Here is a 24,992-nt window from a genome sequence, read left to right on the forward strand (position 1 = left end):
ATGAAAGATGGGTGAATTTTCACTCATCTTTTTTGCATTAGGAGGAATCATGTTGTTAAAAGGAATCAATCACATTTGTTTTTCCGTTTCGAATTTGGAAACATCCATTGCATTTTATGAAAAAGTATTAGAAGGAGAATTGTTAGTTAAGGGGAGAAAGCTTGCCTATTTTCGTATATGTGGAACTTGGATAGCACTGAATGAAGAGACTGATGTTCCTAGAAATGAAATCCATCAATCTTATACACATATTGCTTTTTCTATCGAGAAAGAAGATTTTGAGCGATTATTACAGCGATTAAAAGAAAATGATGTTCATATTTTACAAGGAAGGAAACGAGATGTAAGAGATTGTGAATCTATTTATTTTACTGATCCAGATGGACATAAGTTTGAATTCCATACAGGTACATTAGAAGATCGGTTACAATACTATAAGGAAGCGAAGCCACATATGACATTTTATTAGGATGAAAAAGGGCCGCTATCCGCGGCCTTTTCCTATTTTTCGTGCTCATCACAATGATCTTGATGACGTTTTCGATACCACCAATAATCATATTTTTTCTTTTTTCGATTAGAGTTTTTGTCATGATAGTCATCTTGATGATGTGATGAGTGCTCTTGATGATGTCCGTGATTATTTGGGTAGAACACACATTTTTTACAGTAGCATCGTTTTGTCCAATAATGTTTTTTCTCATAACGAACGCATTTTGTAACAAATGTGCATTTCTTTACGCGTGTACGCTTTGTAACGAATTTACAATCTTTAACGCGTGTACATTTTGAGACAAATGTCCATTTTTGTACGCGGACATGTGTGCGTTTCGTAACAAATGTACAGTGTTTGACGCGTGTGCATTTTGAGACAAACGTACAATGTTTAACGTGCGTACATTTTGTACGAGGACAACGACATTTTGTGCGACGTTGATGACCGTGAGAATGCTTGTCACACTTTTGGCTCGAATAGTCATCATATTCAAAAGTAGATGGATCTTGGTGTAAAAATTCCTCCATACCCGCACTTTTGATTTCTTCGACAGCTTTTCTTATATCCCTTTTCATAGAAAGCCCTCCTTAGTATGGTGTAAATATATTTGTATTTTCTTACCAGTAATCATAATATGAGAGGAAGGTACTTCGTGAATGGGACAAGAGTGTAAATTTTAGAGAAATAGATAGATAGCGGATGTAGGGACAAAACAATTAGCATACATTGAATGAAGAGAAATGAGAAGAGGGGGAAAAAGAATGTTGCCTTCTTACGATTTTTTTATTCATCCAATGTATTTGGTAGAGCTAAAGAAGGATATTTGGTCAGATAGTCCTGTCCCAGCAAAACTAACGTATGGTAAGAGAAAATATGATATTGATATTGTTTACCGTGGAGCACATATTCGTGAGTTTGAGAAGAAATCGTATCATGTCATGTTTTATAAACCAAAGCACTTTCATGGGGTAAAAGAATTTCATTTGAATTCTGAGTTCAAAGATCCATCTCTTATTCGAAACAAGTTGTCGCTGGATTTTTTTAATGAGATAGGGGTACTTTCTCCAAAATCACAACATGTGTTTGTGAAAATAAATGGTCAAGTGCAAGGAGTATATTTACAATTAGAATCAGTTGATGAAAACTTTTTGAAGAGCAGAGGATTACCAAGTGGATCTATTTTTTATGCGATTGATGATGATGCGAATTTTTCTTTAATAAGTGAACGAAATCAAGATGTGAAAACAGAACTTTTTTCAGGATACGAATTTAAGTGTGCGAATGAAAATAGTGAAGAACAACTCAGCGAGTTTGTTTATCAAGCAAATGTCATTCCTCGTGAAAAATATGAAAAGGAAATTGTAAAATATCTTCATGTTGAAAAATATTTGCGCTGGCTGGCAGGTGTAATTCTTACTCAAAATTTTGATGGATTTGTGCATAACTACGCATTGTATCATAATGATGAAACAAATTTATTTGAAGTTATACCATGGGATTATGATGCAACTTGGGGGCGAGACGTAGAAGGAAGACCCCTTAATCACGAATATATTCGCATTCAAGGATATAATACATTAAGTGCAAGACTTCTGGATATACCAGCTTTTCGTAAACAATATCGAAGTATTTTAGAAGAGATTTTGGAAGAAAAATTTACAGTTTCTTTTATGAGACCAAAAGTAGAAGAATTGTGTAAATCGATTCGTCCCTTTATGATGCAAGATCCATATATGAAAGAAAAGATAGAAACATTTGATCAAGAAGCTGAGATGATTTTTCAGTATATCATAAATCGAAGGCAGTATATATATGAGCATCTTCATGAATTGGGATGACAAAAAAGAGATTGAGTTCACTATCAATCTCTTTTTTGTTATATAATGGAAATAGAACTTCGTGAAATATAACATAAGAAAAGTGTTGAAATAATCAAAGATGAAATAAGAAGCAGGTGATATGAAAATGGAAGGGAAATGGGTGAATTGGGTCAAACAAATACAGGCTATTGCCCAAGCTGGATTAACGTATTCAAAAGATGTATATGATATGGAACGATTTCAACAATTACGTGATTTATCCATCTCAATTATGTCTTATTATACAGAGACAGATTGGGAAGTGGTCAAAAAGTTATTTGCAAGTGAGACGGGATATCAAACGCCAAAAGTAGATGTTCGAGCTGTCGTATTTCAAGATGAGAAGTTATTATTTGTAAAGGAAAAAAGTGATGGAAAATGGGCGTTACCAGGTGGCTGGGCAGATATCGGCTACACACCAACAGAGGTTGCTGCAAAGGAAGTTCATGAAGAAACTGGATATGAAGTGGATCATTTTCGGTTATTAGCAATATTGGATAAAGAGAAACATCAGCCATCACCATCAGCAACACACATATATAAGATATTTATTGGTTGTGAAATTGTTGGGGGTAAAAAGCAAACGAGTATAGAAACAGAAGATGTGAAGTTTTTTGGAGAGAATGAAATACCGGAATTATCCGTTGCTAGAAATACAGAATGGCAAATTAAAGAAATGTTTACATTTATGAAAGATAAATGTAAAGAACCAATGCTAGATTGAATAAAGAGATGAGAAAGAATGGTTCGATGTGGACTATTGCTGAATGATGATGCATACGTTCAAAAGAGAAACATGAATATATTGGCAGGGACAAATCTTTATGGGATAATAGAAAGGTATGTGAATAGAAAAGGAGATAGGTAAGGACATGTTAGCGAATTTAATAGAGCAATTATTGCAATTTTTCGCAAGTCTAGGATATTTTGGTGTTGCCCTAGGATTAATGATTGAGATTATCCCAAGTGAGATTGTTCTCTCGTATGCTGGTTTTTTAGTTGTACAGGGGAAGATTAGCTTTGTAGGTGCAGTAATTGCAGGTACAATTGGTGGGACATTAGCACAAATCTTTTTATATTGGTTAGGTTATTACGGAGGTCGTCCAGTAGTTGAAAAGTACGGGAAATATTTGCTGATTAATAAGCATCATTTAGATATAGCTGAAAATTGGTTTAAACGCTACGGCGCTGGGGTCATTTTCTCTGCTAGATTTATACCTGTAGTACGCCATGCAATTTCTATTCCAGCAGGGTTAGCTAAAATGCCGCTAAAACTTTTCACTCTTTATACAGTTGTAGCGATTATACCTTGGTCCATTCTCTTTATTTATTTAGGGGAAAAGCTTGGAGGAAATTGGCGTCATATAAAAGAATACGCCGCTGATTATACGCATTATATCATTATTGGAGCAGTATTGTTTATTGCTGTATATTTGGGGTTGAAAGTTTTAAAAAAGAGAAAAACAGTTCGTTAAAGCCGATGGTTTCATTGGCTTTTTTATATTGTTGTTCTAAAGAGAAGAAGCTGTCCATAATGTGTAATAATAAAGCGTAGCGGGGGAATGAAATGAAAGGATCGCCGTTTGTACGTGGAACAGTATTTTTAACGTCAGCAACAATGATATCAAAAATGTTAGGTTTTATATATGTAATTCCGTTTACAGCTATGGTGGGAACGAGTGGATATGTACTTTACACCTATGCGTATCGACCGTATACGATTATGTTAAGTATCGCAACAATGGGGTTGCCTCTTGCTGTTTCAAAAATGGTTTCAAAATATGATCAGTTAAACGATTACCATACGGTGAAAAGAGTTCTGAAAAGTGGCATCATCTTTATGATACTTATGGGAATGATTTCGTTTCTATTATTGTTTATGTTAGCACCGTACCTTGCTAAAATTGTAATTGATGGAAATGATCAAACTGGAAATAGCATAAGTGCTGTTACATATAACATTCAAATCGTAAGCTTTGCTTTATTAATTGTACCTGTGATGAGTTTGCTGCGCGGTTTTTTTCAAGGATTTCAATCTATGGGGCCTTCAGCAGCAAGTGTTGTGATTGAGCAAATATTTCGCGTTTTAACAATTTTAATAGGAAGTTTTGTTGTTTTGTATATATGTAAAGCTTCTATTTCGTTAGCGGTTGGTGTTTCAACTTTTGGAGCGTTTATGGGAGCAGTAGCTGGATTAAGCATTTTAAGTGCTTATTATATGAGAAGGCGAAAGTATTTGAAGAAAAAAGAATTAACCAGTGTTCCAAAAACAACAAAATCTTTTTTCTCATTATATAAAGAACTTTTTACTTACTCGATTCCATTTGTTGTAGTCAGTTTAGCAATTCCGCTCTACCAGACGATTGATACATTCACGATTAATAAGCTATTAATACAAGTTGGGTATGGACAGGGAGAGGCTGAGAAGATTAATGCAATCATCGGTCTTGTGCAAATGGTTGTACTAATTCCAGTTTCTGTTGCGACAGCCTTTAGCATGTCTCTTGTTCCAGAAATGACAAAAGCTTATACAGCAGGTAATACACAACGATTGTATAAACATTTTACAAAAACAAATGTATTCGTAGTTGGCATAACCTTTCCAGCAGCAATTGGAATGATGGTGTTAGCGAAACCAGTGTACACGTTTTTATTTGGAATGGGGAATGATCCCGATATGGGAAGTAGTGTTTTACAGTACTATGCACCTGCATGTATTTTATTTTCGTTATTTACAGTGACTGCCGCGATGCTTCAAGGAATCAATCAACAGCAAAAAACAGTGCTAGGTTTATTGATTGGAGTTGCGGTGAAAGTTAGTCTAAACATTATGTTGTTGCCATACTTAGATTATGTCAGTTTTATTATTGCAACATATGCTGGATACACGATTTCAGTTTTATTTAACTTGTGGATGCTTTCTAAATATGTTATAAAGGCAACATAAGCTTTCTAAGGGGCAGGGTCAACTCTGTCTTTTTCTATTTGAAAAGATTTGTGAAAAAGCGTTTTCAAAATAATTTTTCTATTGAAATTTCAACGTTTGTTTCATATGCTGAAAATGGTGGTTTAAAAACTGTTATTTAAGTGAGGTAGATTCCCACATGTACATGTAAAAAGAATCGGGGTGATAGTATGTTAAATATTTATTTAACAGACCGAAACGGAAAATTACAAGAAATTGACGAAATTCAAAAAGGTTGTTGGATTAATGTGCTCCATCCGACAGAAGAGGAAATTCAATTTCTCGTACAAACATTGAATGTAGAATTGGACTTTATTAAAGACCCTTTGGATGACGAAGAACGTTCGCGTATTGAAAAAGAAGATGATAATGCACTGATTATTGTCGATATACCTACCGTAAGGCATGATGAAGAAGGGAATTCAATATATGATACGATCCCAATTGGTATGATTGTTATGCCAGAATGTTTTGTTACCATTTGTTTAGAGGAAAATCCAATTTTTGAGCGTTTTATTAATCAGCGTATTAAGGAGTTTTATACGTTTAAAAAGACGCGCTTTGCACTGCAACTTTTATATACGATTTCTACGTATTATTTAAGATACTTAAAACAAATTAACCGGAAAACAGTCGACTTAGAACATCAATTAAATAAGTCGATGAAAAATAAAGAAATTTTCACCTTATTAGGTCTTGAGAAAAGTTTAGTATATTTCACAACATCTTTAAAAGCAAATAAAATTGTAATTCAAAAATTAATGCGCAATAATACGTTTATTAAAATGTATGAAGATGATCAAGATTTGTTAGAGGATGTATTAATTGAGAATAAACAGGCTATTGAAATGGCTGAAATATATAGCAATATTTTGAGTGGGATGATGAATACATTTAGTTCCGTGATTTCAAATAACTTGAACAGTGTGATGAAATTATTAACTTCCATTACAATTATTTTATCTTTGCCAACAATGGTTTCAAGTTTTTTTGGAATGAATGTAGCGATTCCGCTTGAAAATAATCCGAATGGTTTTCTAATTGTTATGATTATTTGTACGGTATTATCTTGCAGTTTAGCCTTTATTTTTTGGAAGAAACGTTATTTTTAATAGTCAAGAAAGCTGTTCTAGCTTAGTATGAAAATGAAGCTAGAACAGCTTTTTTCGTTATTATCACGCTCTAGCTGTCTATATAAAAAAATATATTTTCATAAATTTCGAAATTGTATAAAGGTTGTTTGGTTTATGAATAAGGGTTAAAATTACATATTGTTAATGAAAAAGTGGAGGAAATACATCATGGAATTGTTTCAATTACCAAAAGCATTCCTGCAAATGAATACAATTTTTATCTCAATTTTAATTGAAGCACTACCATTTGTGCTAATTGGTGTATTTATTTCAGGACTTATTCAAATGTTTGTAACAGAGGACATGGTAGCAAAATGGATGCCGAAAAACCGATTTTTATCAGTCCTTTTAGCGACTTTTCTTGGCATGATGTTTCCAGGATGTGAATGCGGGATTGTTCCCATTGTAAGACGTTTAATTGGAAAAGGTGTTCCCCCATATGCTGGAATTGCATTTATGTTAACAGGGCCGATTATTAACCCAGTTGTATTATTTGCAACATATGTTGCATTTGGAAGTAATATGCAAATGGTATGGTATCGTTCCATTGTCGCAATTGTAGTAGCGATTATTGTTGGGCTTATATTATCATTTATGTTTAAAAACCATCAGCTACGCGATAATCATTTTCCGGAAATCAATCATAAGCGCCCTTTACGTAAGAAAATGTGGGATGTATGTACACATGCTGTTGAAGAATTTTTCTCAATGGGAAAATATTTAGTCATTGGGGCGCTCATTGCTGCTGCAGTTCAAACGTTTGTACAAACATCAACGTTACTAGCGATTGGACAAGGGCCATTTTCTTCATCGGCTGTTATGATGGGGTTAGCGTATATTTTATCGCTTTGTTCAGAAGCCGATGCTTTTATTGCATCTTCGTTCCAAAGTACATTTTCAACAGCATCACTTGTCGCGTTCCTCGTTTATGGACCGATGGTAGATATTAAAAATATGTTTATGATGCTTGCGACATTTAAAACAAAATTTGTAATTGTTGTGATAGCTACAGTTACACTTGTCGTTTATGCAAGCTCACTACTCATTTATGCGATGGGGTGGTAGTTTATGTTTCGAGCGTATATTTTACTTGGATTTACAATTTTAATTGCACAGCTTCATATTTCAGGTAATATAACAAAGTATATTAATATGAAGTACGCATATTTATCTACAACAGCAGCTATTATTTTTGGTTTTTTAACATTTGTGCAAATTATGGTTACGTTTCAAAAAGAACATCAAAAAGAAAAACAACAGCATGATTGTAGTTGTAATCATAGCCACTGCGGACATGACCATTCGAAAGATGAAAATACATGGTGGAAACGAATGTTTTCATATACATTATTTTGTTTTCCTATTATTTCAGGGCTCTTTTTTCCAATTGCAACATTAGATTCAGATATTGTTAAAACGAAAGGATTTCATTTTCCTGTTGTACAAGCTGATAGTAAAGATCCATTTATGACAAGGCAATTTTTAAAGCCTGATACGAGCATTTACTACGGAAAAGAAGGATATCGTGGTGTCATGGAGAAAGGGAAAAAAGAATATGTTACAAAAAATCATATTACTTTAAAGGATGAGGATTTCTTAAAAGGAATGGAAACAATTTATAATTATCCAGGTGAATTTACAGATAAGACCCTTTCATTTAAAGGATTTGTGTTCCGTGATGATTCTTCAAAGAAAGAACAATATTTCTTATTCCGATTTGGAATTATTCATTGTGTTGCTGATTCCGGTGTGTATGGTATGTTAGTTAAAAAGCCAGAAGGAGTAGAATGGAAAAATGATGATTGGATTCAAGTTGAGGGAACAATTTCAACTGAATTTTATCAACCATTCCGTGCGAATATTCCAGTATTAGAGGTAACGAAGTGGAATAAAGTGGAACAGCCAAAAGAACAATATGTATTTAGAGGAGCCGATTGATAACAATCGGTTCTTTTTTAATAGACATAAAGTTCTAAAAATTGTTAATATATAATATGTAGTTCACCTAGTGTAATATCTATCATATTAGAAAAAATAAAAAGATTACTATTTTTATGTAAACCAATGATTAAAGAGGTGAAGGAAATGGAAGAAGTAAAGGGAAAAACAGTGAATGAATCAAGAGTTTTTAAAACGAGCCGGGTATTTCCAACGGATTTAAATGATCATAATACGTTGTTTGGAGGTAAAATATTAGCTGAAATGGATATGATTGCATCCATTTCAGCAACAAGGCATTCAAGGATGGAATGTGTAACCGCATCAATGGATTGGGTAGATTTTTTACATCCAGTCCGTTCTACAGATTGTGTAAGTTATGAATCATTTGTTATTTGGACAGGGCGCACCTCGATGGAAGTGTTTGTGAAAGTTGTAGCGGAAGATTTAATTTCGGGTAATCAGCGTATCGCGGCAACATCATTTGTTACATTTGTTGCACTTGGAAAAGAGAATAAGCCGGTTCCTGTCCCTCGCGTGATTCCAGAGACAGAGGCGGAGAAAAAACTGTATGAAATTGCTGTTTTACGTGCAAATCAGCGTCATATTCGCAAAGCTGAGAGTAAAAAAATTGCGACATTATTAAACTTATAACACATATATGTACGAAATGAAAAGCGGACACCTATTTTAGGTGCCCGCTTTTATAGTTTTTTCATCTGCGTATCGTGAGGTGCTCATTAGCAGAAACAAGCAGCGCCGACGATAATTAAGAGGATAAATAATACGACTAGTAACGCAAAGCCATTACCACATGCAAAACCCATTGTTACTTCCTCCTTTATTTTAAGGTACAACATACAATATGTCATTTTTTATTTATTTGACAGGGACATATATCATATAGGAAAAGATTTTTTTGTTGTATGTTAATGAGCTTAAAAAGGAAAGATATAAGTAGAAAAGTTTATCCCGCTCTTTTAGGGCAGTAAGACTCTGCCTCAAGATTCAGAGAGAAGCAAGGAAAATAGGTAGAAGCCTTCCTGTCTGTAACAGTCCGATTGGTGAGGGCTCATAATCACTCATGATTCAAGTTTCATTTTATGAAGAAAGGACTTTATCCGTGAAGCACTTTATATTTTTTATATTATGTCTCATAGGTGTATGGATGAATATCGATGTAGAAATGGGGAAAAAAATGATTACTGAACATAAAATATCAAACATACATTACGGTAATTTCCAAGTATATACAAATGGAAATGATTTATATCAAAAATTATTTGATGATATAGAGCGTGCAGAAAAGTATGTATATATTCACTTTTATATTGTGGGCAAAGATAAAATAAGTCAAAAATTTTTACATCTGTTAGAGAGAAAAGCTGAAAATGGTGTAGATGTGAAGCTGTCGGTAGATCGTATTGGTGGCTATAAAATGAAGAAAAAAGTAATCGAACACTTGCGAAAAAAAGGGGTCAAATTTACTTTTAGTAAAAGACCTACATTTAAACATTTCTTTTTCACTCTCCATCAACGAAATCATCGGCGTATTGTTGCGATAGATGGAAAGGTAGCTTATATTGGAGGATTTAATATAGGAAAGGAATATCTCGGTCAAAACCCTAAGTTTGGAAATTGGCGTGATTATCAGATGCGTATTGAAGGAGATGGGGCAGTTGATATGGAGAAACAGTTTGCAAAAGACTGGCAAGCTGATACTGGTGAAGAGCTTTCTTTATATAAAGGACCGAAAATAGAAAGTAACGCACCATATCAATATGTATTTTCAGATGGAAAAGGGTTATGGAATGAATATGGTACATTTATTGGACGTGCTAAGAAATCATTAGTAATTGCAACCCCGTATTTTATTCCGAGTAAGGAAATGATGAAAGGGTTACAAGAAGCATTAAATCGAGGAGTGAAAGTGAAGATTCTCGTTCCTTTAAAAAGCGATGCTCTGTTTCTTAAACAAGCTGCCTATCCATATTTAAAGAAGATATTTGATGAGGGAGCAGAAATTTATCAGTATCAAAATGGTTTTTTTCATGGAAAAGTGACAATTGTTGATGATATGAGTGTTGATGTCGGGACAGCTAACTTTGATAATCGAAGTTTTTATCTCAATACGGAGTCGGAATGTTTTATATATGATCAAGCTGTTGTTGATAAAGTAAAGAGGAAACTTGATGAAGACTTTCATAGCTCAAAACGTCTTCATGAGAAGGATTTTGAGAAAATTAGTAGTTGGGATTGGTTTATAGCAAGAATAGCGAATGTTTTTGCGCCATATTTATAGTATATAAAAGCGAAGGGAGCGATTCAATGAATTGTATAGAGGAGCTAATGAGTTATAGCTATTCCCTTATATATAATATGGGAGAGTACATGAATGAAATCCAAGATGAAGAATTAAAAGATATACTTCAGCAACATTTACCGTATATGTTACAAGCGTATAATGAACAGGTGAATTTTCAAGAAGGAGAGAATGTGCAGCAGATGATTTGTGAGCAATTAATATCTCCGCGTATCCAAAATCATATAGAGATAGAAAGGATTAGTACAGGAGATATAGGAATTGCGATTTCATATATTTTGCATTTGAAAAAATTAGCATTATGTTTTGCGCAAGTAGCTGTAGAGGTTGCTAATCCTGAGTTTCGTGCTTTTTTAGAAAAATGCTTTGTGAAAATGAATCGTTACGCATATTGTGTTTGGCAATATGTAGTGAAGCAAGAGTATAGTATTGGGCAGGTATTTATGAATGAGAAGTTTGCATAAAAAGACGGCTCACACCGTCTTTTTGCAATAAAACCCCTTCCATCTTATAAACTTTTCACCATGCCACCATCAACGAGAAAAGATTGTCCTGTCATATATGAATTTGCCTCAGAGACAAGGAATGTAGCAAACGTAGCAAATTCTACAGGTTGACCATATCTTCCGAGAGGAATAATAGATTCATACTGTTTTTGAACTTCTTCCACTGTCATGCCGCGCTTTTCAGCAGCGATTTCATCTAAAGAAGCAACGCGATCGGTAGCAATACGACCTGGGGCAATTGTATTCATTAAAATATGATAGGGAGCAAGTTCTGCGGCTAAAGTTTTTGACAGCCCTGTAATACCAGTACGGAACGTATTTGACAACAATAATCCAGGAATCGGTTCTTTTATAGAAGAAGATGCGATATTAATAATTTTTCCACCACGTTCTTTCATATATGGAAGAACTTCACGAATCATGCGTACATAGCTTAATAAGTTTAGCTCAAATGAATGGTACCAGTCCTCATCGGTTAGTTGCTCAAATGTACCAGGTTTAGGACCACCAGCATTGTTGACTAAAATATCAATTGTGCCAAAAGTGTCTCCTGTATACTTTACCGCTTCTTTAATATTTTCTTTGTTTGTAATATCACAAACTGTATACATAACTTTTCCTCTGTTAAGAGCAGTTAATTCTTTTTGCAATGAGATTAAACTTTCTTTATTACGGCTGAGCAACATAACATTTGTTCCTTCTTTTACAAGCGCTGTACTAATTGCTCTTCCTAAGCCTTGACTAGAAGCTACAACCAATGCTGTTTTACCAGATAATCCAAGTTCCATCTGTATCCACCTTTCTTTGCTTATAATACCTTCATTATAGAGGAAAGTATTTCAAAAGAAAAAATATTCGCTTTTTTATTTTAAAATTTACAAACATTTACTATATATTTACTGTTTTCTAATATTAGCTTTAAAAATAGGAAGTAATATGAGATTGTACATATTCTATCAAAAGGAGGATAAGCAAATGAATAAATGGGTTAAATCTTTAACTGCTATGGCACTTGCGAGCTCTTTATTTATGGTAGGTTGTAGTAATGGGGAAGAAAAAAAGAAAGATGAGGAAACAACAACACAACAAGATGAAAAGAAAGATAAGGAAACGAGTGGAGATACACAATCTTCAGATTCAAAAGAAAAGAAATAAGTTTGTCTGATTTATATAGTAGAGCTTCCTCTATTTATGGGGAAGCTTTTTTAATTAAAAAATAACAGAAAAGATATGAAAATAGCTACGTTGGTGTTGCGTATAAAAAACCATCTCTAAAAAGAGATGGTTAGAAAAGAATATAACAAATGAATATGATGATCATAATGATTTGTAAAATAGCTTTTGCTACTGTACTACTTAAAAAACCAATAACGGTTGCAATTCCAACCATGAAAGCTTCCTTTGGCGTCTTTTTATGGATTAGTTCCGTTATAAATACCGATAGAAATGGGATGATAATAAGACCAAACGGCGGGAAGAAAAAAGAACCTACGATGATAGACACCATGCCAACACGTTCGCCCCACTTCGTGCTTCCGTATTTTTTTAAGAAATATCCATTAGCAATAAAGTCAGCAATGAAAATGATAATCGTAAATACAATTTGAATGGCCCAAAAGGAAGTGGTTAACTCACCACCATTTATCCCAAAATAATAAATAAAATATCCAGCCCATAAAGCAAGTATGCCTGGAATAATCGGATAGATAAACGCAATAAATGAAATGATGAAACATGCAATGATACAAAGAGTTAATATAACAGTCACTTTACTGCTCCTTTATAGTATCTAATTTATGTACAGCAATTTTTTTAATTTGATGGCCGTCAAGATCTAAAGCTTTAAATTGAAATCCATCATATCCAACTGAATATCCAGGTTCAATATTTAAATCAACTGCTTGAGAAAGCAACCAACCACCGATTGTATCCAAATCGCTATCATCAATATGTAAGCCAAACATGTCATTCACTTCAGAAATGAGAACTTTTCCATCTAAAACAGTGAGTTTAGGGGTTCTTTTCTCAATCATTGGTGATTCATCATCATCAAATTCATCTTGTATTTCTCCAATAATCTCTTCAATAATATCTTCCATCGTTAACAATCCAGCTGTTCCACCATATTCATCCATTACAATGGCCATTTGCACACGATTTTTTTGAAGATGAATTAATGTTTTGCGGATTGGAACCGTTTCAAAGACTGTTAACACAGGATGGATATAGGATTCTAAAGGCTTATGAATCCCCTTTGTTTGATCATGGAAAATTTCTTTTGTATTAATCATTCCGATGATATCATCTTTATCTTTTTCAATAATTGGATAGCGTGTATACTTCTCGGAGGCAACGGTCTCCATATTTTCTTCTAATGTATTTTCAGTAGAGAGACAAACCATTTCTGTTCGTGGAACCATGATTTCTTTTGCAACACGATCATCAAATTCAAAAATATTATTTACATATTTATATTCCGTTTGATTAATTTCTCCACTTTTAAAGCTTTCGCCTAAAATAAGTCGTAATTCTTCTTCAGAATGAGCAAGTTCATTTTCTTTTGCCGGTTGTAAGCCAAATAGTTTTGTGAAAAATAAGGCTGTACGATTTAATAGCCAAATGAAAGGGTACATAATTTTGTCAAACCAAATAAGTGGTTTAGCAAACATTAAAGTAATTGTTTCGGCTTTTTGAATAGCGAAAGATTTTGGTACAAGTTCACCCAATACAACATGAAAAAAGGTGATAATACTAAAGGCCATAATAAAAGATAGTGTATTAGCCATTGGACCAGTAATATTTATTTTTTCAAATACAGGATGCAGTAAATGCTCTACAGTTGGTTCACCAAGCCAACCAAGTCCTAAAGAAGTGATCGTGATGCCAAGCTGACAGGCTGATAAATATACATCTAAATTTGAAACAACGCTTCTAGCAGCTAAGGCTTGTTTATTTCCTTCGTTTGCAAGTTGATCAATTCGGCTTTTTCGTACTTTTACAACTGCGAATTCAGAGGCAACGAAAAAGCCTGAGATGAGAATAAGTAAAATAATGAGAAAAATATTTAATATGTCCAAGTGTGTTCCTTACTCCGAAATGGAATAAAGATGTCACCTCCTGCAAGTATGTTATACTTTTATAATAAATCGAAACGAAAATAATAGTCAAAGAAAATACGTAAAAATTGACATGTTTTGCTAACCGTTAATCATTTCTTGTTATTTTATCCTGATTTATAGAGAATAACCTTCCATTTGCATGTTTGAAAATGGAAGGAGAAAGGAGCTGTTTTCGCTGTTTGTAGATGGAACTTGATTGTTTCATTTTATTCCGCTATTTTAGGGCTATAACAGTCCGATTAGTGAGGGGACATAATCAGTAGGTGATGAAGAAAATCCCCGCTGATTAAAGTTTCACTTTATTTTAACATTGTTCTAGTTACAGGGGATGTTGTATGTTTTGTATCCTTTGTTCTCCAAAGAGATTGGAGAAAAGAAAGAATCATATACGGAATATAAAGAAGGAGCAGACAAATTGCGACTATAGTTGGTGAAGCTCCTCCAAATTGAATCATAAATTGTAATAAACCATTTGTATGAAAAATACACTCCATGAAACAAAATGAAACAATAATAGAGCTTAAAATTGATTTATGATTAGAAATAAGAGCGGTAAATAATGTATTTATAAGAAAGGAAGAGGTGTGAATTTCATGTGTTTCTGCATGACTTAAAAAAGGAATCCATTTTTTTATTGCTTGCATAACAATAATCATAGCTGTACTAAGAACAATTAGTATAGAAGAGAAGAAAGGGATTGTTATATATTTTGCCATGTAGAGTGAAAATAAAATCACTATACATTGTAATATAACAACGCTCAACGAATAAGGTATCCAGTATAATAATGAGGCATATTTTTTAATCGATTTTGGAATTTTTAAAAAGGTATAACCTATTATGAAACTAATTGAAAAACCGATTGCTAACGTAAATATAAAGTGCGTCAGTGAGAAAAAATACACTTTCCATATGTAAGGAAACAAATGTGTAGAGTGCTCTGAAGTATACAATGTAGTTTCTGCATTCATAATTAGCTGAGGTGAAAAAAGAATGGATTCATGCATCCAGTCAATCATAGGGATAGAAATCGAAGGGAAATGGACAAAATGATAAAAAATCATAAATAAGCTTTTAAAATAAGAACTTTCATGAGTTAATAATAACGTGGGGAGCGGACTTATCATAAGAACGATAAGAAATCCAATCAAAAAGCGAAACATGTAAGATCGGACTAAAGAAGTCATAAAATTCACCTACTCTTTGAAAATTCAGAAAATTCTTATTGTTATTTTAGCGCTTTTTTGAAGAAGTTACAATATCTTTTTCTTTACATATGGGTATAATCTATAAGCTTATCCTGCTATTTTTAGGCAGTAAGATTCAGAGAGAAGTAAAGGAGGTAGGACCAACATGTAAAAGATTGATAATTGATTTTATGAAGAAATTATGACAGAAATGTGAGTGATTTTCAGAAAAATAAAATAAATAATTCCTTTTTTTCTAAAAATATAATATAGTTATGACACAGAAAGTATTTTAGCATAAGGAGGCTTTTTATGAGAATAAAAGGAAATTATGTACCGAAAAAAGAGGTTTTATACTGTACGATTTCATTTACAATAGGTGAAGCGTTAGATCACTTAAATAAAACAGGCTATCGTTGTGTCCCGGTTTTAGATGAAAAGAAGGAAAAATTTTTAGGAAATATATATAAAGTCGATATTTTAGAATACGAAGGATCGTTAGAAAACAAATTATCAGAATTATTAAACGATAAAGACGGATATGTAAAAGAAGATTCTTCTTTCTTTCAAGTATTTTTTTCAATTAAGAAGTTGCCATTTTTATCAGTGATTGATGAAAAAGGAACATTCCTAGGAATTTTAACGCATAAAAAAGTATTTGAACTGTTAGAAGATGCTTGGGGAATTCATTCTAGTAAATATTCTATCATGATAGGAACACAAGACTATAACGGTGCAATTCAGAAACTATCTACCGTCTTAAAAAAATATAGTGGCATTCAAAGTTTAATGACATTTGATAATAATGCATTATTAGTCCGTAGAATTATGTTTACACTTGGTGAAGAATTTCAGGCAGAAGAACTAAATCCTTTATTAAAAAACCTAGAAGATTACGGATTTCGTGTTGTATATGTAGAGAAAATGAATAATCCACATGAAGTCGAGATCATTGAATAGTACTACAGATAGTTGTTTGATTACCTTAACTGAGAAGGTCTCTCCTCTAAACGAAGGGAAGGTGGAGCTTTCTCAACTTTTCTTTTTGATGGAAAAATGTTTTGGAGAATATATATTTATTTTGCATAATTGTTTTATGAAATAAGTGGAAAAGGGACCTCGTTTGCTAAATCCTTTTGTGGAAGAATGAATAAAAAAGTTGTATATATTATTTTTAAAATTCTTTATAAAAATATATTTCTATTTTTCGACTAAATATGTTACTATATGTGTGGTTAATATAAAGAGGTCTGACTTATTTCTTTTTTATAACGTCATAATGGTTAAAAAATTCTAAAAAATCAAAAATTATCCTACTGTTTTAGAGCAGTAACAGTCCGATTGGTGAGAGTTCATAATTAGTGAGGATGAAAAAAACTCACTGATTAAAGTCTCACTTTATAAATGGGAGTAATAAAAAGGAAAAGTGGAGAAATTACAGAAAGATATTGTTCTATAAAGAGGGAAAGTTTAGTATCATCACGAGCAGAGAGGAGGATGCGTAGCATATTTGTGAGAGAAAAACAATAAAAGATGCTATGCAAATGAAAGAGATGAAGGGAAGATTAAGGTCAGGAGATACAGTAGCGATTGGCTTAATGTTATTCGCACTATTTTTAGGGGCAGGAAATTTAATTTTTCCACCCGTGTTAGGTCAACAAGCTGGAGAAAATGTTTGGGTTGCTACAATTGGATTCCTAGTGACAGGAGTCGGTCTTCCTCTATTAGCAGTAACCGCTGTAGCTTTTGTAGGGGGGGACTTGAAAGCGTTATCCGCTAGAGTGCACCCTATATTTGCTTTTATTTTTCCGCTAGTTAGTTATTTGGCAATTGGGCCATTTTTTGCAATTCCTCGCACAGGGGCCGTTTCCTTTGAAATGGGAATGAAGCCCTTTCTAACAGAAGGCCTTGTATCAGAGTGGTATATTTTATTTCTTTATACAGCCGTTTTCTTTGGTGCAACTTGGTATTTATCTTTGAATCCATCGAAATTGATTGATTGGTTTGGAAGATTTCTTACGCCACTATTGGTGCTTATTGTTGCTGTTATTGTTGGTAAAGCGATTATTGATCCGATTGGGGAACCAACTGCACCATTAGATGTATATAAAGATCATGCATTTTTTGGTGGATTTATTCAAGGCTATTTAACGATGGATGCTATTAGTGCACTTGTATTTGGAATTGTTGTGGTGCAAGTTATACGTTCAAAAGGGGTAACAGAAAGTAATCAAATTGCAAAAACAACGATTACTTCTGGAATTATTGCTGTATTCGGTTTAACGTTAATTTATTTATCTCTTGCTTATCTTGGTTCGACAAGTACATCACTTGGCGTTTCTGATAATGGAGGTCTTATTTTAACGAAAGTTGTAAATGAGTTATATGGAACGAGTGGCAAAATACTATTAGGCCTTGTTATTACACTGGCTTGTTTAACAACTTCAGTTGGACTTACATCAGCGTGTGCGGGATTTTTTACAAAATTATTCCCAAAATTATCACATAGAATGATTGTAACAATGGTATGTGTATTTAGTTTAGTTGTATCAAATTTAGGGTTAACACAGCTTATTGATGTAACATTACCAGTATTGATGATGATTTATCCTGTTGCAATTGTACTAATTGTACTGTCTTATTTTCATAAATGGATTAGACAGCGAAATACAATATATATCGGTGCAATTTTAGGGGCACTCGTTATTAGTCTATTTAACGGTTTAGAAAGTGCAAATATTAAGTTTGATGCCGTAACAAATGTGCTAGAAATGCTTCCTTTATATAAGGAAGGAATTGGTTGGTTACTGCCATCATGTATTGGTGGAATTATTGGTTACTTTTTATATAGACCAAACGAATCAAATACGTTACAAAAGAAAGGTGCCTAGGCATCTTTCTTTTTTTAGAGAAAATTCATATATTTTGTCTAAATATTAGGTTGGAAAGAGTGAAAAAACAGTTGGTTTTGGATTTTTTACAATGCAATGTACGTGTGGGAACGATAAAAAAAGCAGAAGTGCTTGTGCTAGGTGGAGTAATAGAGCAAGGAGATAGAACCTTACTGCAGCCAGATATAGACATCCCTAATGGAACACCAATTAGTTAATAGGGGAGAGGATTAAGAATGGATGTTGGAAAAAGCTATTTAAAATGTGCAATTCAAAACTTTAAGGCAATGCAAAAGCAAGGAGACCAGACGCTCTCACAGTTATCATATGAACAAATAAGTTGGAAACCTCATGAAGAGGCAAATAGTATTGCGATTATAATCAAACATTTACATGGAAATATGCGCTCAAGATGGACAGATTTTTTAACGACAGATGGTGAAAAGTTAAATCGAAATCGTGATGGTGAATTCGAAGGAGGCTATGCTTCAAAAGCAGAAGCACTAATAGCGTGGAAAGTAGGATGGGAGTATGTTTTTCAAGCGCTGCAATTATTAACTCCGCAAGACCTTTTAAAGGTTGTGCATATTCGGGGGGAAGCGCATAGTGTTATGCAAGCGATTGAGAGACAGATTGTTCATTATTCATCACATATCGGACAAATGATTTATGTTGGAAAATTGCTGAAAGAAAAAGAGGGGGAGTATTTAAGTATTCCAAAGAAACAGTCTAATCGTTATCTCAAAAAGTGACGTTCAATATAATAGTAAGACATGAAACGGGATAGAGTAGGTACTAAAAAGAAGATTCAAATAACTGATGGCTCAGTTATGGTTAAAATAATCCCTACAGCGAGGGTATACCAAGTGAAATATGATCTTAATACCGTATTTATAGGGATAAAACGAGAAAAGAAAAATTGTTGGCTAAAACAAGTATTGTGAAATAAGTAGATGCGTACGTAGAGCATTGTGGTAAGAAGATCTTGCTTTCTGACGATTTTTTTCTGGCATTTATGACATATAAAAGTTGGTCGCATTTTTTACACTCCATTAAACATAAGCATTATGTCCTTCTTAAATTGGTTACTAGTTTATAAATAAGGAGATATAAAGAATACACTCCAATATAAGCTCCGGTGATGAGAAAGAGTGGATTTAACAAGATACCGTGAATGGTTGTCATAAATACTAAGTCGTGCAGTACAACATCATAAATGTTAAAAGCGGTTAGTATACCAAGTATATATAATGAAAGGTATGCACAAATATCTAAGAAAACACGGACTTTAGGATGTGCTGCAAATAATAAAAACACACCTGACAAAATAATGGGAACTATACCGATAATTAGCTTCAATTCATTTCACCTCTCATACAATATTGCCCAAATTTAGGCGGTCTATTCTATAAAGCTTGTACATAAGTTGAAATAGAGAGGGTGATATTATGAATCGAGGCTTTTTTTATGTGAATTTCACAAGCGTTCGAAAGCTAATTTTATTTACTGTTAGTACACTGTTAGCGACTTTTTTTCTAATCGGAGTGGTAGTTACTTTATTGAAAGAAACAAAGTCAACCTATTTATATAATTGGTTAAATGAGCTGTCAATGAACGGATATATGTATGTGATTGGAAAGGAAAATCATTACTTTACACAGGAGTATCGTAATTTAAATCAAGATTTTTCTATTTCATCCTTTTTATTTTCTGTAGCTACCAATATTCGATTCGACGATGTCCGAAGCTTTGTTGGGAGAGAACTTCCGGGTTTTGGAAAGTATGATACAGAAATTGTTATTGCGGGAGAAGGAACAAACTATTCTAATCTTCCAATAGAGTCGAGTGTCCCACTTGAAGAAGTTGTGAAAGAACGGACTGGTGAAGCAGGACAAGCTCAGAAGAAAAATTCAAATGTAGAAAAGAAACAACCGGATCAAACAACGGGAGAACGAAAGGTTGCTTTTATTTATCATACGCATAGCTGGGAATCATTTTTACCGTTATTAAATTTAACAAATGATCCAAATCCAAATAAAGCGACAAGTTCGGTTACAAATATTTCAATATTAGGTGAGCGGCTTCGTGAGCAATTAGAAAACGAGGGAATAGGAGCAATTGAGGATAAAACAGATGTTGGGAAAAGACTAATTAGTAAAGGTCTAAATAGCAATAGTTCATATAGAGAATCACGTGAAATTGTACAGGAAGCAATGGCAACGAATAAAGAGTTACAATATTTCTTTGATTTGCACCGAGACAGTGCTCGGAAAAACGTAACGACAAAGGTAATTGGAGATAAATCGTATGCAAGGCTCGCATTTGTTATCGGAAAAGGAAATAAAAACTACGTAAAAAATTTACAATTAGCGACTGCACTGCATGAGGCCATTAATAAAAAATATCCAGGAGTAAGTCGAGGCGTTATTCAAAAAGGATTTCAAACAGGAAATGGGGTTTACAATCAAGATTTATCGGGACAGGCGCTTTTAATTGAAGTAGGTGGTGTAGATAATACAGCTGAAGAATTAAATCGTTCTATTGATACGCTTGCGAAGGCATTTAGCGAATATTTTTGGCAAGCAGAGAAGGTAAATGGATAGACGGAAGCATATAGTCTTGCGTCTTTTTTTCTTTTAGAAATAAATAAGAAGTTCATCAAAATGGCGCAAATTTCACTATATTAATATCGAAATTTGTCTCTTTCTTCAAAAGGAAATAGACAGGAATTCCTTTGTGAAATATCGAAATTTTATTTATAAACAAAACTTTATGAGATTAACTGAATGGGATGATAGAGATGATTCGAGAAATCCGAGTAGAAGATGCGGCATCGTTTTTGCAGTTAGGGAAGAAATTAGATGAAGAAACTGCTTTTATGTTATTTGAACCAGGAGAACGTAAGATGACAGTAGAGCAGCAACAAAAAATGATTGAACGTTATAAACAATAAAAATTCTACAATACTTGTAGCGACACATGAAGAACAAATAATAGGCTTTATTTTAGTGAATGGAATGGATGTTCAACGAAAACAGCACGTCGTAACAGTTGTCATTGGGATTTTATGGCAGTATAGTGGACGTGGAATAGGAACCGCTTTGTTTAAAGAGATAGAAAAATGGGCAAGATTACATGATGTATGGCGTTTAGAGCTAACAGTAATGGCCCACAATACAAGAGCAAAGGCACTTTATAAGAAAGTAGGATTTGAACAGGAAGGGTTAAAACAAGCTTCTCTTATTATTAATGGAAAGTGTGTCGATGAGTATTGCATGGCTAAATTATTAAAATAAGAGGTCGTTTTATGAAAAAAAGATGGATCCTACTAGGTATTATAGTAGTTGTAGTTATCGTTGGGATATCGGGTATCAATTACAAAATGTATAAGGAAAAGCAAGCGCAAGAAGTGAATGCGACTGTAATGTTTCCAAAATCTGAAGAAACAATTTCAAAGATGGAAGGAAATATCGCAGTTGTCAATAATGCGAATTCTATCTTTGTGCTTGTAAATAAGAGTAGGCGGTTACCAGATCACTATAAGCCGCAAGACTTAGTTATTCCGAATGTACGTTTTTTAAGTGAGGGAAATTACGAGAAAAAAAAGATGCGGAAAGAAGCAGCTGTAGCACTGGAGAAAATGTTTCAGCAAGGAGACAAGGAGCGGATATTTCTATTTGCAGCTTCTGGATTTAGATCGTTTGATCGGCAAAAGGCGTTAAACACCATGTATAAAATGCAAGATGGAGAAGCGAAAACGGCGATGTCTAGTGCAATTCCAGGAACGAGTGAGCACCAAACAGGTCTCGCAATGGATATTACATCGCAATCGGCAAAATTTCAGTTAGAATCTGTTTTCGGAGAAACAAAAGAGGGGAAATGGCTCGCTAAAAATGCTCATAAATTTGGGTTTGTTATTAGATATACAAAAGAAAAAGAAGGAATTACAGGATATCGTTATGAACCTTGGCATGTACGGTATGTAGGAAACCCGCAAGCTACATATTTATATGAAAATAATCTCACCTTAGAGGAAGCGATGAAGTAATAGAGTGAGGGGAGAAGAGGAAATGGCTATGTTATATAGGAAGAAAGTATATGCATATATTACAAGAGAAAAAGAAGGAATGATGCAATTGCTTGTTTCTAAACATCGTGATATGCCAAAAGAGAGGATACAAATTCCTGGTGGTATAGTAAGGCCGGAAGAAAGTTTGGAAGCTGCTATATTACGTAAAGTAATGGAAGAAACAGGACTACGTCATTTGTATATTGAGCGTTTTATCGATGACTATATGATCTATGTGAAGGAAAGACAGGAGTACGAAAAACATCACTTTTTTCATATGTCATTGTTAACGGAAGTGAAGGATATATGGGAACATATAGTAATTAAAGAAAACGAAAACATAACATTTTGCTATGAATGGGTTGATATAGAGGGATGTCCTGTATTAACAGGAAAGCAAGATGAATTTATTTATCGCTTGCTTGAAGGGATGTATATAAAATGAAACCCGCCTTAGGTGAAGTGTATTCATCTAAGGCGGGTTTTTATTTATTTTGAAAAGTTTAAAGGTCGGATTGAAAAGAAAGATCCTTTTCACGTATTTTTATATACTTTAATAATATAAAAGAAAGGCAAGCAGAACATAAAATAAGGAAAGCCGCTAGGATATAGATTGTCCGAACCCCAAACATATCCGTAATGATTCCGACACTTAGTATGGAAAGTCCAGAAGCACTAGAAATGAGTGTGCCATGAGCTGTATAAATTTTGGATAATAAGGCTGAAGGTACACTTGATTGTAGAACGGTCATTTGAGAAATATCGCGAATTTGATAGGCAGGACCTATGAGAAGGCAGAGAGCTAGTGCGATAAATCCATGGCTTGTTATGCCATATAAGAAAGTAAGTACACTGAATATAAGAGATCCAATAGCCATTGAGCGTATTAAATGATGCTGAATATAGGAACTGAATCGCCATGCTAAGAGGCCGCCTAATAATGTTCCAATATAATAGCTTGTATTAATATATCCCCACCATTCTTCGCCTTTATGAAGAACAGTTGTGACATAGGCCATTGTAATCGCTCCCATCCAAACGGTTCCAGCCAATGTTTCAATTAAATCCATATATGTAATTGTGCGAAGAGATGGATGTTGAAATAAAAGTTTCCATCCTTCAAGTAATGCAGAGATAGAATGAGTGCTGGAATTTTTAGCAGTTTTTTCAATTTGTATAGAGTGCAAAGAAAAATACAGTGTAATACATCCACAAATCATGAACATATTGTTAATTATTAGTGTAGGCGTTGCTCCGATGATAAGGACAATCATACTTGTAAAAGAATAAGCTGCTGCTTGTACAATTTGTGTTGAAAAAGAAAAGATACTATTTACTTTTACTAGTCTTTCTTGCTGTGTTAATCGTGGAATAACAGTGTATAGCAGAGGAGAACTCCATCCTGTACAAAACGAAATAAAAGTAATAAATGCCAAAAGAGCAATAATATTTGATGATATAATTGGGAATAGAAGTGTTAAGAGAATGAGAAAGACCGTTTTTATCCATTGGAATCTAAAGAGCAGAGAGTAAGATGAGAAACGATTGATGAGAAGTGGTGCAGAAGCATTTGCAATCAAGTTTACAATAGCTTGTAGTAATGGAAATAGGGCTGTGATAGTAGCAGATTTTGTTGTTATATACATATGAGTAGTTAGAATCATAATATAAACAACATCAGCCAGGGTCATGCACATTTTAGATATCCAATAAAAGGGCAATGGCTGCTTACACAATGGGGTAACCTCCTATAAATAATTATTTTTATATTCATTTTAATTTGTAAACAAAAATTTCGAAAGAATTATATTTTTTGTAACTTTTATACAAGGATTTTTCATGTATAATGAAGAATATATTAATATAACATTTTAATGATAACTTATTGTAACAGTGAATAGTATAATAGCTATCAGCTAATGGTTGTTTATATTCAGTATGGAGCATTATGAATGGAAGAAATGATTTGTTCTTGCTTGAATATTTAGGAATGAGAATTACTGCCTGTGAATAGAGGATAAACCATTCTTTTTTTCATATACATATAGAAAATAGAATAGAAAGCGAGGGTTGTATATGGCCGCATGGGTTGTTTGGTTTATTATAGCTGGAATTTTATTTATCGCTGAGATGTTATCCATTACTTTTTATATGCTTTGGCTTGGGATAGGAGCGGTTGTTGGAGGTCTTATTGCACTGTTTGCTCCAGAAGCATTATTTCTACAAGTTGTTGTAGGGGCAATTGTAAGTTTGACATTAACTTTCTTTACAAAAAGAATTTCTAAAAATTTTCGAGAAGCAAAAGGATTTACTGATACTGTCGATAAACTTGAGGGAAAACAAGGGATTGTTACGAAAGCGATTACAAATGAAGAGAATGGAATTGTGAAAGTAGATGGAGACACTTGGACTGCTATTTCTGATGTACCTATTTCAATTGGAGAGAAAGTCATTGTTATAAAGAGGAATAGTACAGTTTTATATGTGAAAAAGGAGAGTGAATAAA

The 24,992-nt window shown here is 33.6% G+C and carries 27 protein-coding genes and 3 pseudogenes; 21 read left to right on the forward strand and 9 right to left on the reverse strand.

Annotated features, from left to right (window positions below):
- Positions 1–52: 52 nt before the first annotated feature.
- Entirely contained in the window at positions 53–469 is a 417-nt protein-coding gene (gene fosB / locus MR058_RS14710) for a FosB/FosD family fosfomycin resistance bacillithiol transferase (RefSeq protein ID WP_242144702.1), read from the forward strand.
- 32 nt (positions 470–501) lie between these two features.
- Here fosB and exsB read toward each other — a convergent pair whose 3' ends face one another.
- Positions 502–1,071, reverse strand: coding sequence for an exosporium protein ExsB (exsB, locus tag MR058_RS14715; RefSeq protein WP_242144703.1), 570 nt, complete (start codon positions 1,069–1,071; stop codon positions 502–504).
- A 186-nt stretch (positions 1,072–1,257) separates the two neighbouring features.
- On the opposite strand from exsB, the gene cotH reads away from it, so the two are divergent.
- From cotH to MR058_RS14755, 8 genes are all read left to right on the forward strand, one after another.
- Positions 1,258–2,334 (forward strand): spore coat protein CotH, encoded by a 1,077-nt coding sequence (gene cotH / locus MR058_RS14720; RefSeq protein WP_242144704.1) that lies wholly within the window; start codon positions 1,258–1,260, stop codon positions 2,332–2,334.
- Between the two features lie 127 nt (positions 2,335–2,461).
- Positions 2,462–3,079, forward strand: a complete 618-nt coding sequence (locus MR058_RS14725) for an NUDIX hydrolase N-terminal domain-containing protein (RefSeq protein ID WP_242144705.1) — start codon at positions 2,462–2,464, stop codon at positions 3,077–3,079.
- A gap of 148 nt (positions 3,080–3,227) precedes the next feature.
- The gene (gene uptA / locus MR058_RS14730) at positions 3,228–3,830 is read left to right on the forward strand and encodes an undecaprenyl phosphate transporter UptA (protein ID WP_242144706.1); all 603 of its coding nucleotides are present in this window, start codon (positions 3,228–3,230) and stop codon (positions 3,828–3,830) included.
- Positions 3,831–3,922: 92 nt separating this feature from the next.
- A complete protein-coding gene (locus MR058_RS14735; RefSeq protein ID WP_242144707.1) occupies positions 3,923–5,302 on the forward strand; it encodes a putative polysaccharide biosynthesis protein in 1,380 nt (459 codons plus the stop codon).
- Positions 5,303–5,490: 188 nt separating this feature from the next.
- The gene (locus MR058_RS14740; RefSeq protein ID WP_242144708.1) at positions 5,491–6,432 is read left to right on the forward strand and encodes a magnesium transporter CorA family protein; all 942 of its coding nucleotides are present in this window, start codon (positions 5,491–5,493) and stop codon (positions 6,430–6,432) included.
- A gap of 189 nt (positions 6,433–6,621) precedes the next feature.
- Positions 6,622–7,518, forward strand: coding sequence for a permease (locus MR058_RS14745; RefSeq protein WP_242144709.1), 897 nt, complete (start codon positions 6,622–6,624; stop codon positions 7,516–7,518).
- Between the two features lie 3 nt (positions 7,519–7,521).
- Entirely contained in the window at positions 7,522–8,391 is an 870-nt protein-coding gene (locus MR058_RS14750) for a TIGR03943 family putative permease subunit (protein WP_242144710.1), read from the forward strand.
- A 147-nt stretch (positions 8,392–8,538) separates the two neighbouring features.
- Positions 8,539–9,045: an acyl-CoA thioesterase gene (locus tag MR058_RS14755; protein WP_242144711.1), complete on the forward strand. Its 507-nt coding sequence runs from the start codon at positions 8,539–8,541 to the stop codon at positions 9,043–9,045.
- Between the two features lie 86 nt (positions 9,046–9,131).
- Here the strand turns inward: MR058_RS14755 and MR058_RS14760 are convergent, their stop codons facing one another.
- Positions 9,132–9,218: a YjcZ family sporulation protein gene (locus MR058_RS14760; RefSeq protein ID WP_081428364.1), complete on the reverse strand. Its 87-nt coding sequence runs from the start codon at positions 9,216–9,218 to the stop codon at positions 9,132–9,134.
- Between the two features lie 296 nt (positions 9,219–9,514).
- On the opposite strand from MR058_RS14760, the gene cls reads away from it, so the two are divergent.
- Complete coding sequence (cls, locus tag MR058_RS14765; protein ID WP_242144781.1) at positions 9,515–10,693, forward strand: cardiolipin synthase; 1,179 nt, start codon at positions 9,515–9,517, stop codon at positions 10,691–10,693.
- Positions 10,694–10,719: 26 nt separating this feature from the next.
- Entirely contained in the window at positions 10,720–11,178 is a 459-nt protein-coding gene (locus MR058_RS14770) for a spore coat protein (protein WP_242144712.1), read from the forward strand.
- A gap of 44 nt (positions 11,179–11,222) precedes the next feature.
- On the opposite strand, the gene MR058_RS14775 is transcribed toward MR058_RS14770, so the two are convergent.
- A complete protein-coding gene (locus tag MR058_RS14775; protein ID WP_242144713.1) occupies positions 11,223–12,008 on the reverse strand; it encodes an SDR family oxidoreductase in 786 nt (261 codons plus the stop codon).
- A gap of 187 nt (positions 12,009–12,195) precedes the next feature.
- Between MR058_RS14775 and MR058_RS14780 the strand changes: the two genes are divergently transcribed.
- Positions 12,196–12,375 (forward strand): hypothetical protein, encoded by a 180-nt coding sequence (locus MR058_RS14780; protein ID WP_242144714.1) that lies wholly within the window; start codon positions 12,196–12,198, stop codon positions 12,373–12,375.
- Positions 12,376–12,505: 130 nt separating this feature from the next.
- Here MR058_RS14780 and MR058_RS14785 read toward each other — a convergent pair whose 3' ends face one another.
- The 3 genes from MR058_RS14785 to MR058_RS14795 all read right to left on the reverse strand — a co-directional run bounded on the left by MR058_RS14785 (position 12,506) and on the right by MR058_RS14795 (position 15,526).
- A complete protein-coding gene (locus MR058_RS14785) occupies positions 12,506–12,988 on the reverse strand; it encodes a DUF456 domain-containing protein (RefSeq protein WP_242144715.1) in 483 nt (160 codons plus the stop codon).
- Position 12,989: 1 nt separating this feature from the next.
- Positions 12,990–14,297 carry a hemolysin family protein gene (locus MR058_RS14790; protein WP_242144716.1) on the reverse strand — a complete coding sequence of 436 codons (1,308 nt, stop codon included), beginning with the start codon at positions 14,295–14,297 and terminating at the stop codon, positions 12,990–12,992.
- Between the two features lie 341 nt (positions 14,298–14,638).
- Positions 14,639–15,526, reverse strand: a complete 888-nt coding sequence (locus tag MR058_RS14795; RefSeq protein WP_242144717.1) for a hypothetical protein — start codon at positions 15,524–15,526, stop codon at positions 14,639–14,641.
- Positions 15,527–15,838: 312 nt separating this feature from the next.
- Between MR058_RS14795 and cbpA the strand changes: the two genes are divergently transcribed.
- The 4 genes and pseudogenes from cbpA (at position 15,839) to MR058_RS14815 (ending at position 19,169) form a co-directional block, all read left to right on the forward strand.
- Complete coding sequence (cbpA, locus tag MR058_RS14800) at positions 15,839–16,486, forward strand: cyclic di-AMP binding protein CbpA (protein WP_242144718.1); 648 nt, start codon at positions 15,839–15,841, stop codon at positions 16,484–16,486.
- Between the two features lie 593 nt (positions 16,487–17,079).
- On the forward strand, positions 17,080–18,417 hold the full coding sequence (brnQ4, locus tag MR058_RS14805) for a branched-chain amino acid transport system II carrier protein BrnQ4 (RefSeq protein WP_396021451.1): 1,338 nt from the start codon (positions 17,080–17,082) through the stop codon (positions 18,415–18,417).
- A 119-nt stretch (positions 18,418–18,536) separates the two neighbouring features.
- Positions 18,537–18,635 (forward strand): annotated as a pseudogene (locus MR058_RS14810) (tRNA-binding protein); the annotation flags it as partial.
- An 18-nt stretch (positions 18,636–18,653) separates the two neighbouring features.
- Entirely contained in the window at positions 18,654–19,169 is a 516-nt protein-coding gene (locus MR058_RS14815) for a DUF1572 family protein (RefSeq protein WP_242144720.1), read from the forward strand.
- On the opposite strand, the pseudogene MR058_RS14820 reads toward MR058_RS14815, so the two are convergent.
- Both MR058_RS14820 and MR058_RS14825 read right to left on the reverse strand, forming a co-directional pair.
- Positions 19,154–19,456 (reverse strand): annotated as a pseudogene (locus tag MR058_RS14820) (permease). The gene MR058_RS14815 and the pseudogene MR058_RS14820 overlap by 16 nt on opposite strands.
- A gap of 26 nt (positions 19,457–19,482) precedes the next feature.
- Positions 19,483–19,776 carry a hypothetical protein gene (locus tag MR058_RS14825; protein WP_242144721.1) on the reverse strand — a complete coding sequence of 98 codons (294 nt, stop codon included), beginning with the start codon at positions 19,774–19,776 and terminating at the stop codon, positions 19,483–19,485.
- An 89-nt stretch (positions 19,777–19,865) separates the two neighbouring features.
- Here MR058_RS14825 and spoIIP point away from each other — a divergent pair, with 89 nt between their 5' ends.
- The 4 genes and pseudogenes from spoIIP (at position 19,866) to MR058_RS14845 (ending at position 22,931) form a co-directional block, all read left to right on the forward strand.
- Complete coding sequence (gene spoIIP / locus MR058_RS14830) at positions 19,866–21,020, forward strand: stage II sporulation protein P (RefSeq protein WP_242144722.1); 1,155 nt, start codon at positions 19,866–19,868, stop codon at positions 21,018–21,020.
- Between the two features lie 197 nt (positions 21,021–21,217).
- Positions 21,218–21,713 (forward strand): annotated as a pseudogene (locus tag MR058_RS14835) (GNAT family N-acetyltransferase).
- 11 nt (positions 21,714–21,724) lie between these two features.
- The gene (locus tag MR058_RS14840) at positions 21,725–22,465 is read left to right on the forward strand and encodes a M15 family metallopeptidase (protein ID WP_242144723.1); all 741 of its coding nucleotides are present in this window, start codon (positions 21,725–21,727) and stop codon (positions 22,463–22,465) included.
- A 22-nt stretch (positions 22,466–22,487) separates the two neighbouring features.
- Complete coding sequence (locus MR058_RS14845) at positions 22,488–22,931, forward strand: NUDIX domain-containing protein (protein ID WP_242144724.1); 444 nt, start codon at positions 22,488–22,490, stop codon at positions 22,929–22,931.
- A gap of 58 nt (positions 22,932–22,989) precedes the next feature.
- Here the strand turns inward: MR058_RS14845 and MR058_RS14850 are convergent, their stop codons facing one another.
- A complete protein-coding gene (locus tag MR058_RS14850; protein WP_396021450.1) occupies positions 22,990–24,183 on the reverse strand; it encodes an MFS transporter in 1,194 nt (397 codons plus the stop codon).
- Between the two features lie 379 nt (positions 24,184–24,562).
- Here MR058_RS14850 and MR058_RS14855 point away from each other — a divergent pair, with 379 nt between their 5' ends.
- Positions 24,563–24,991 (forward strand): NfeD family protein, encoded by a 429-nt coding sequence (locus MR058_RS14855; protein ID WP_242144726.1) that lies wholly within the window; start codon positions 24,563–24,565, stop codon positions 24,989–24,991.
- Position 24,992: the final 1 nt, after the last annotated feature.

It is taken from the genome of Bacillus cereus group sp. BfR-BA-01430 (genome assembly GCF_022663115.1).
Taxonomy (GTDB): Bacteria; Bacillota; Bacilli; order Bacillales; family Bacillaceae_G; genus Bacillus_A; species Bacillus_A cereus_BD.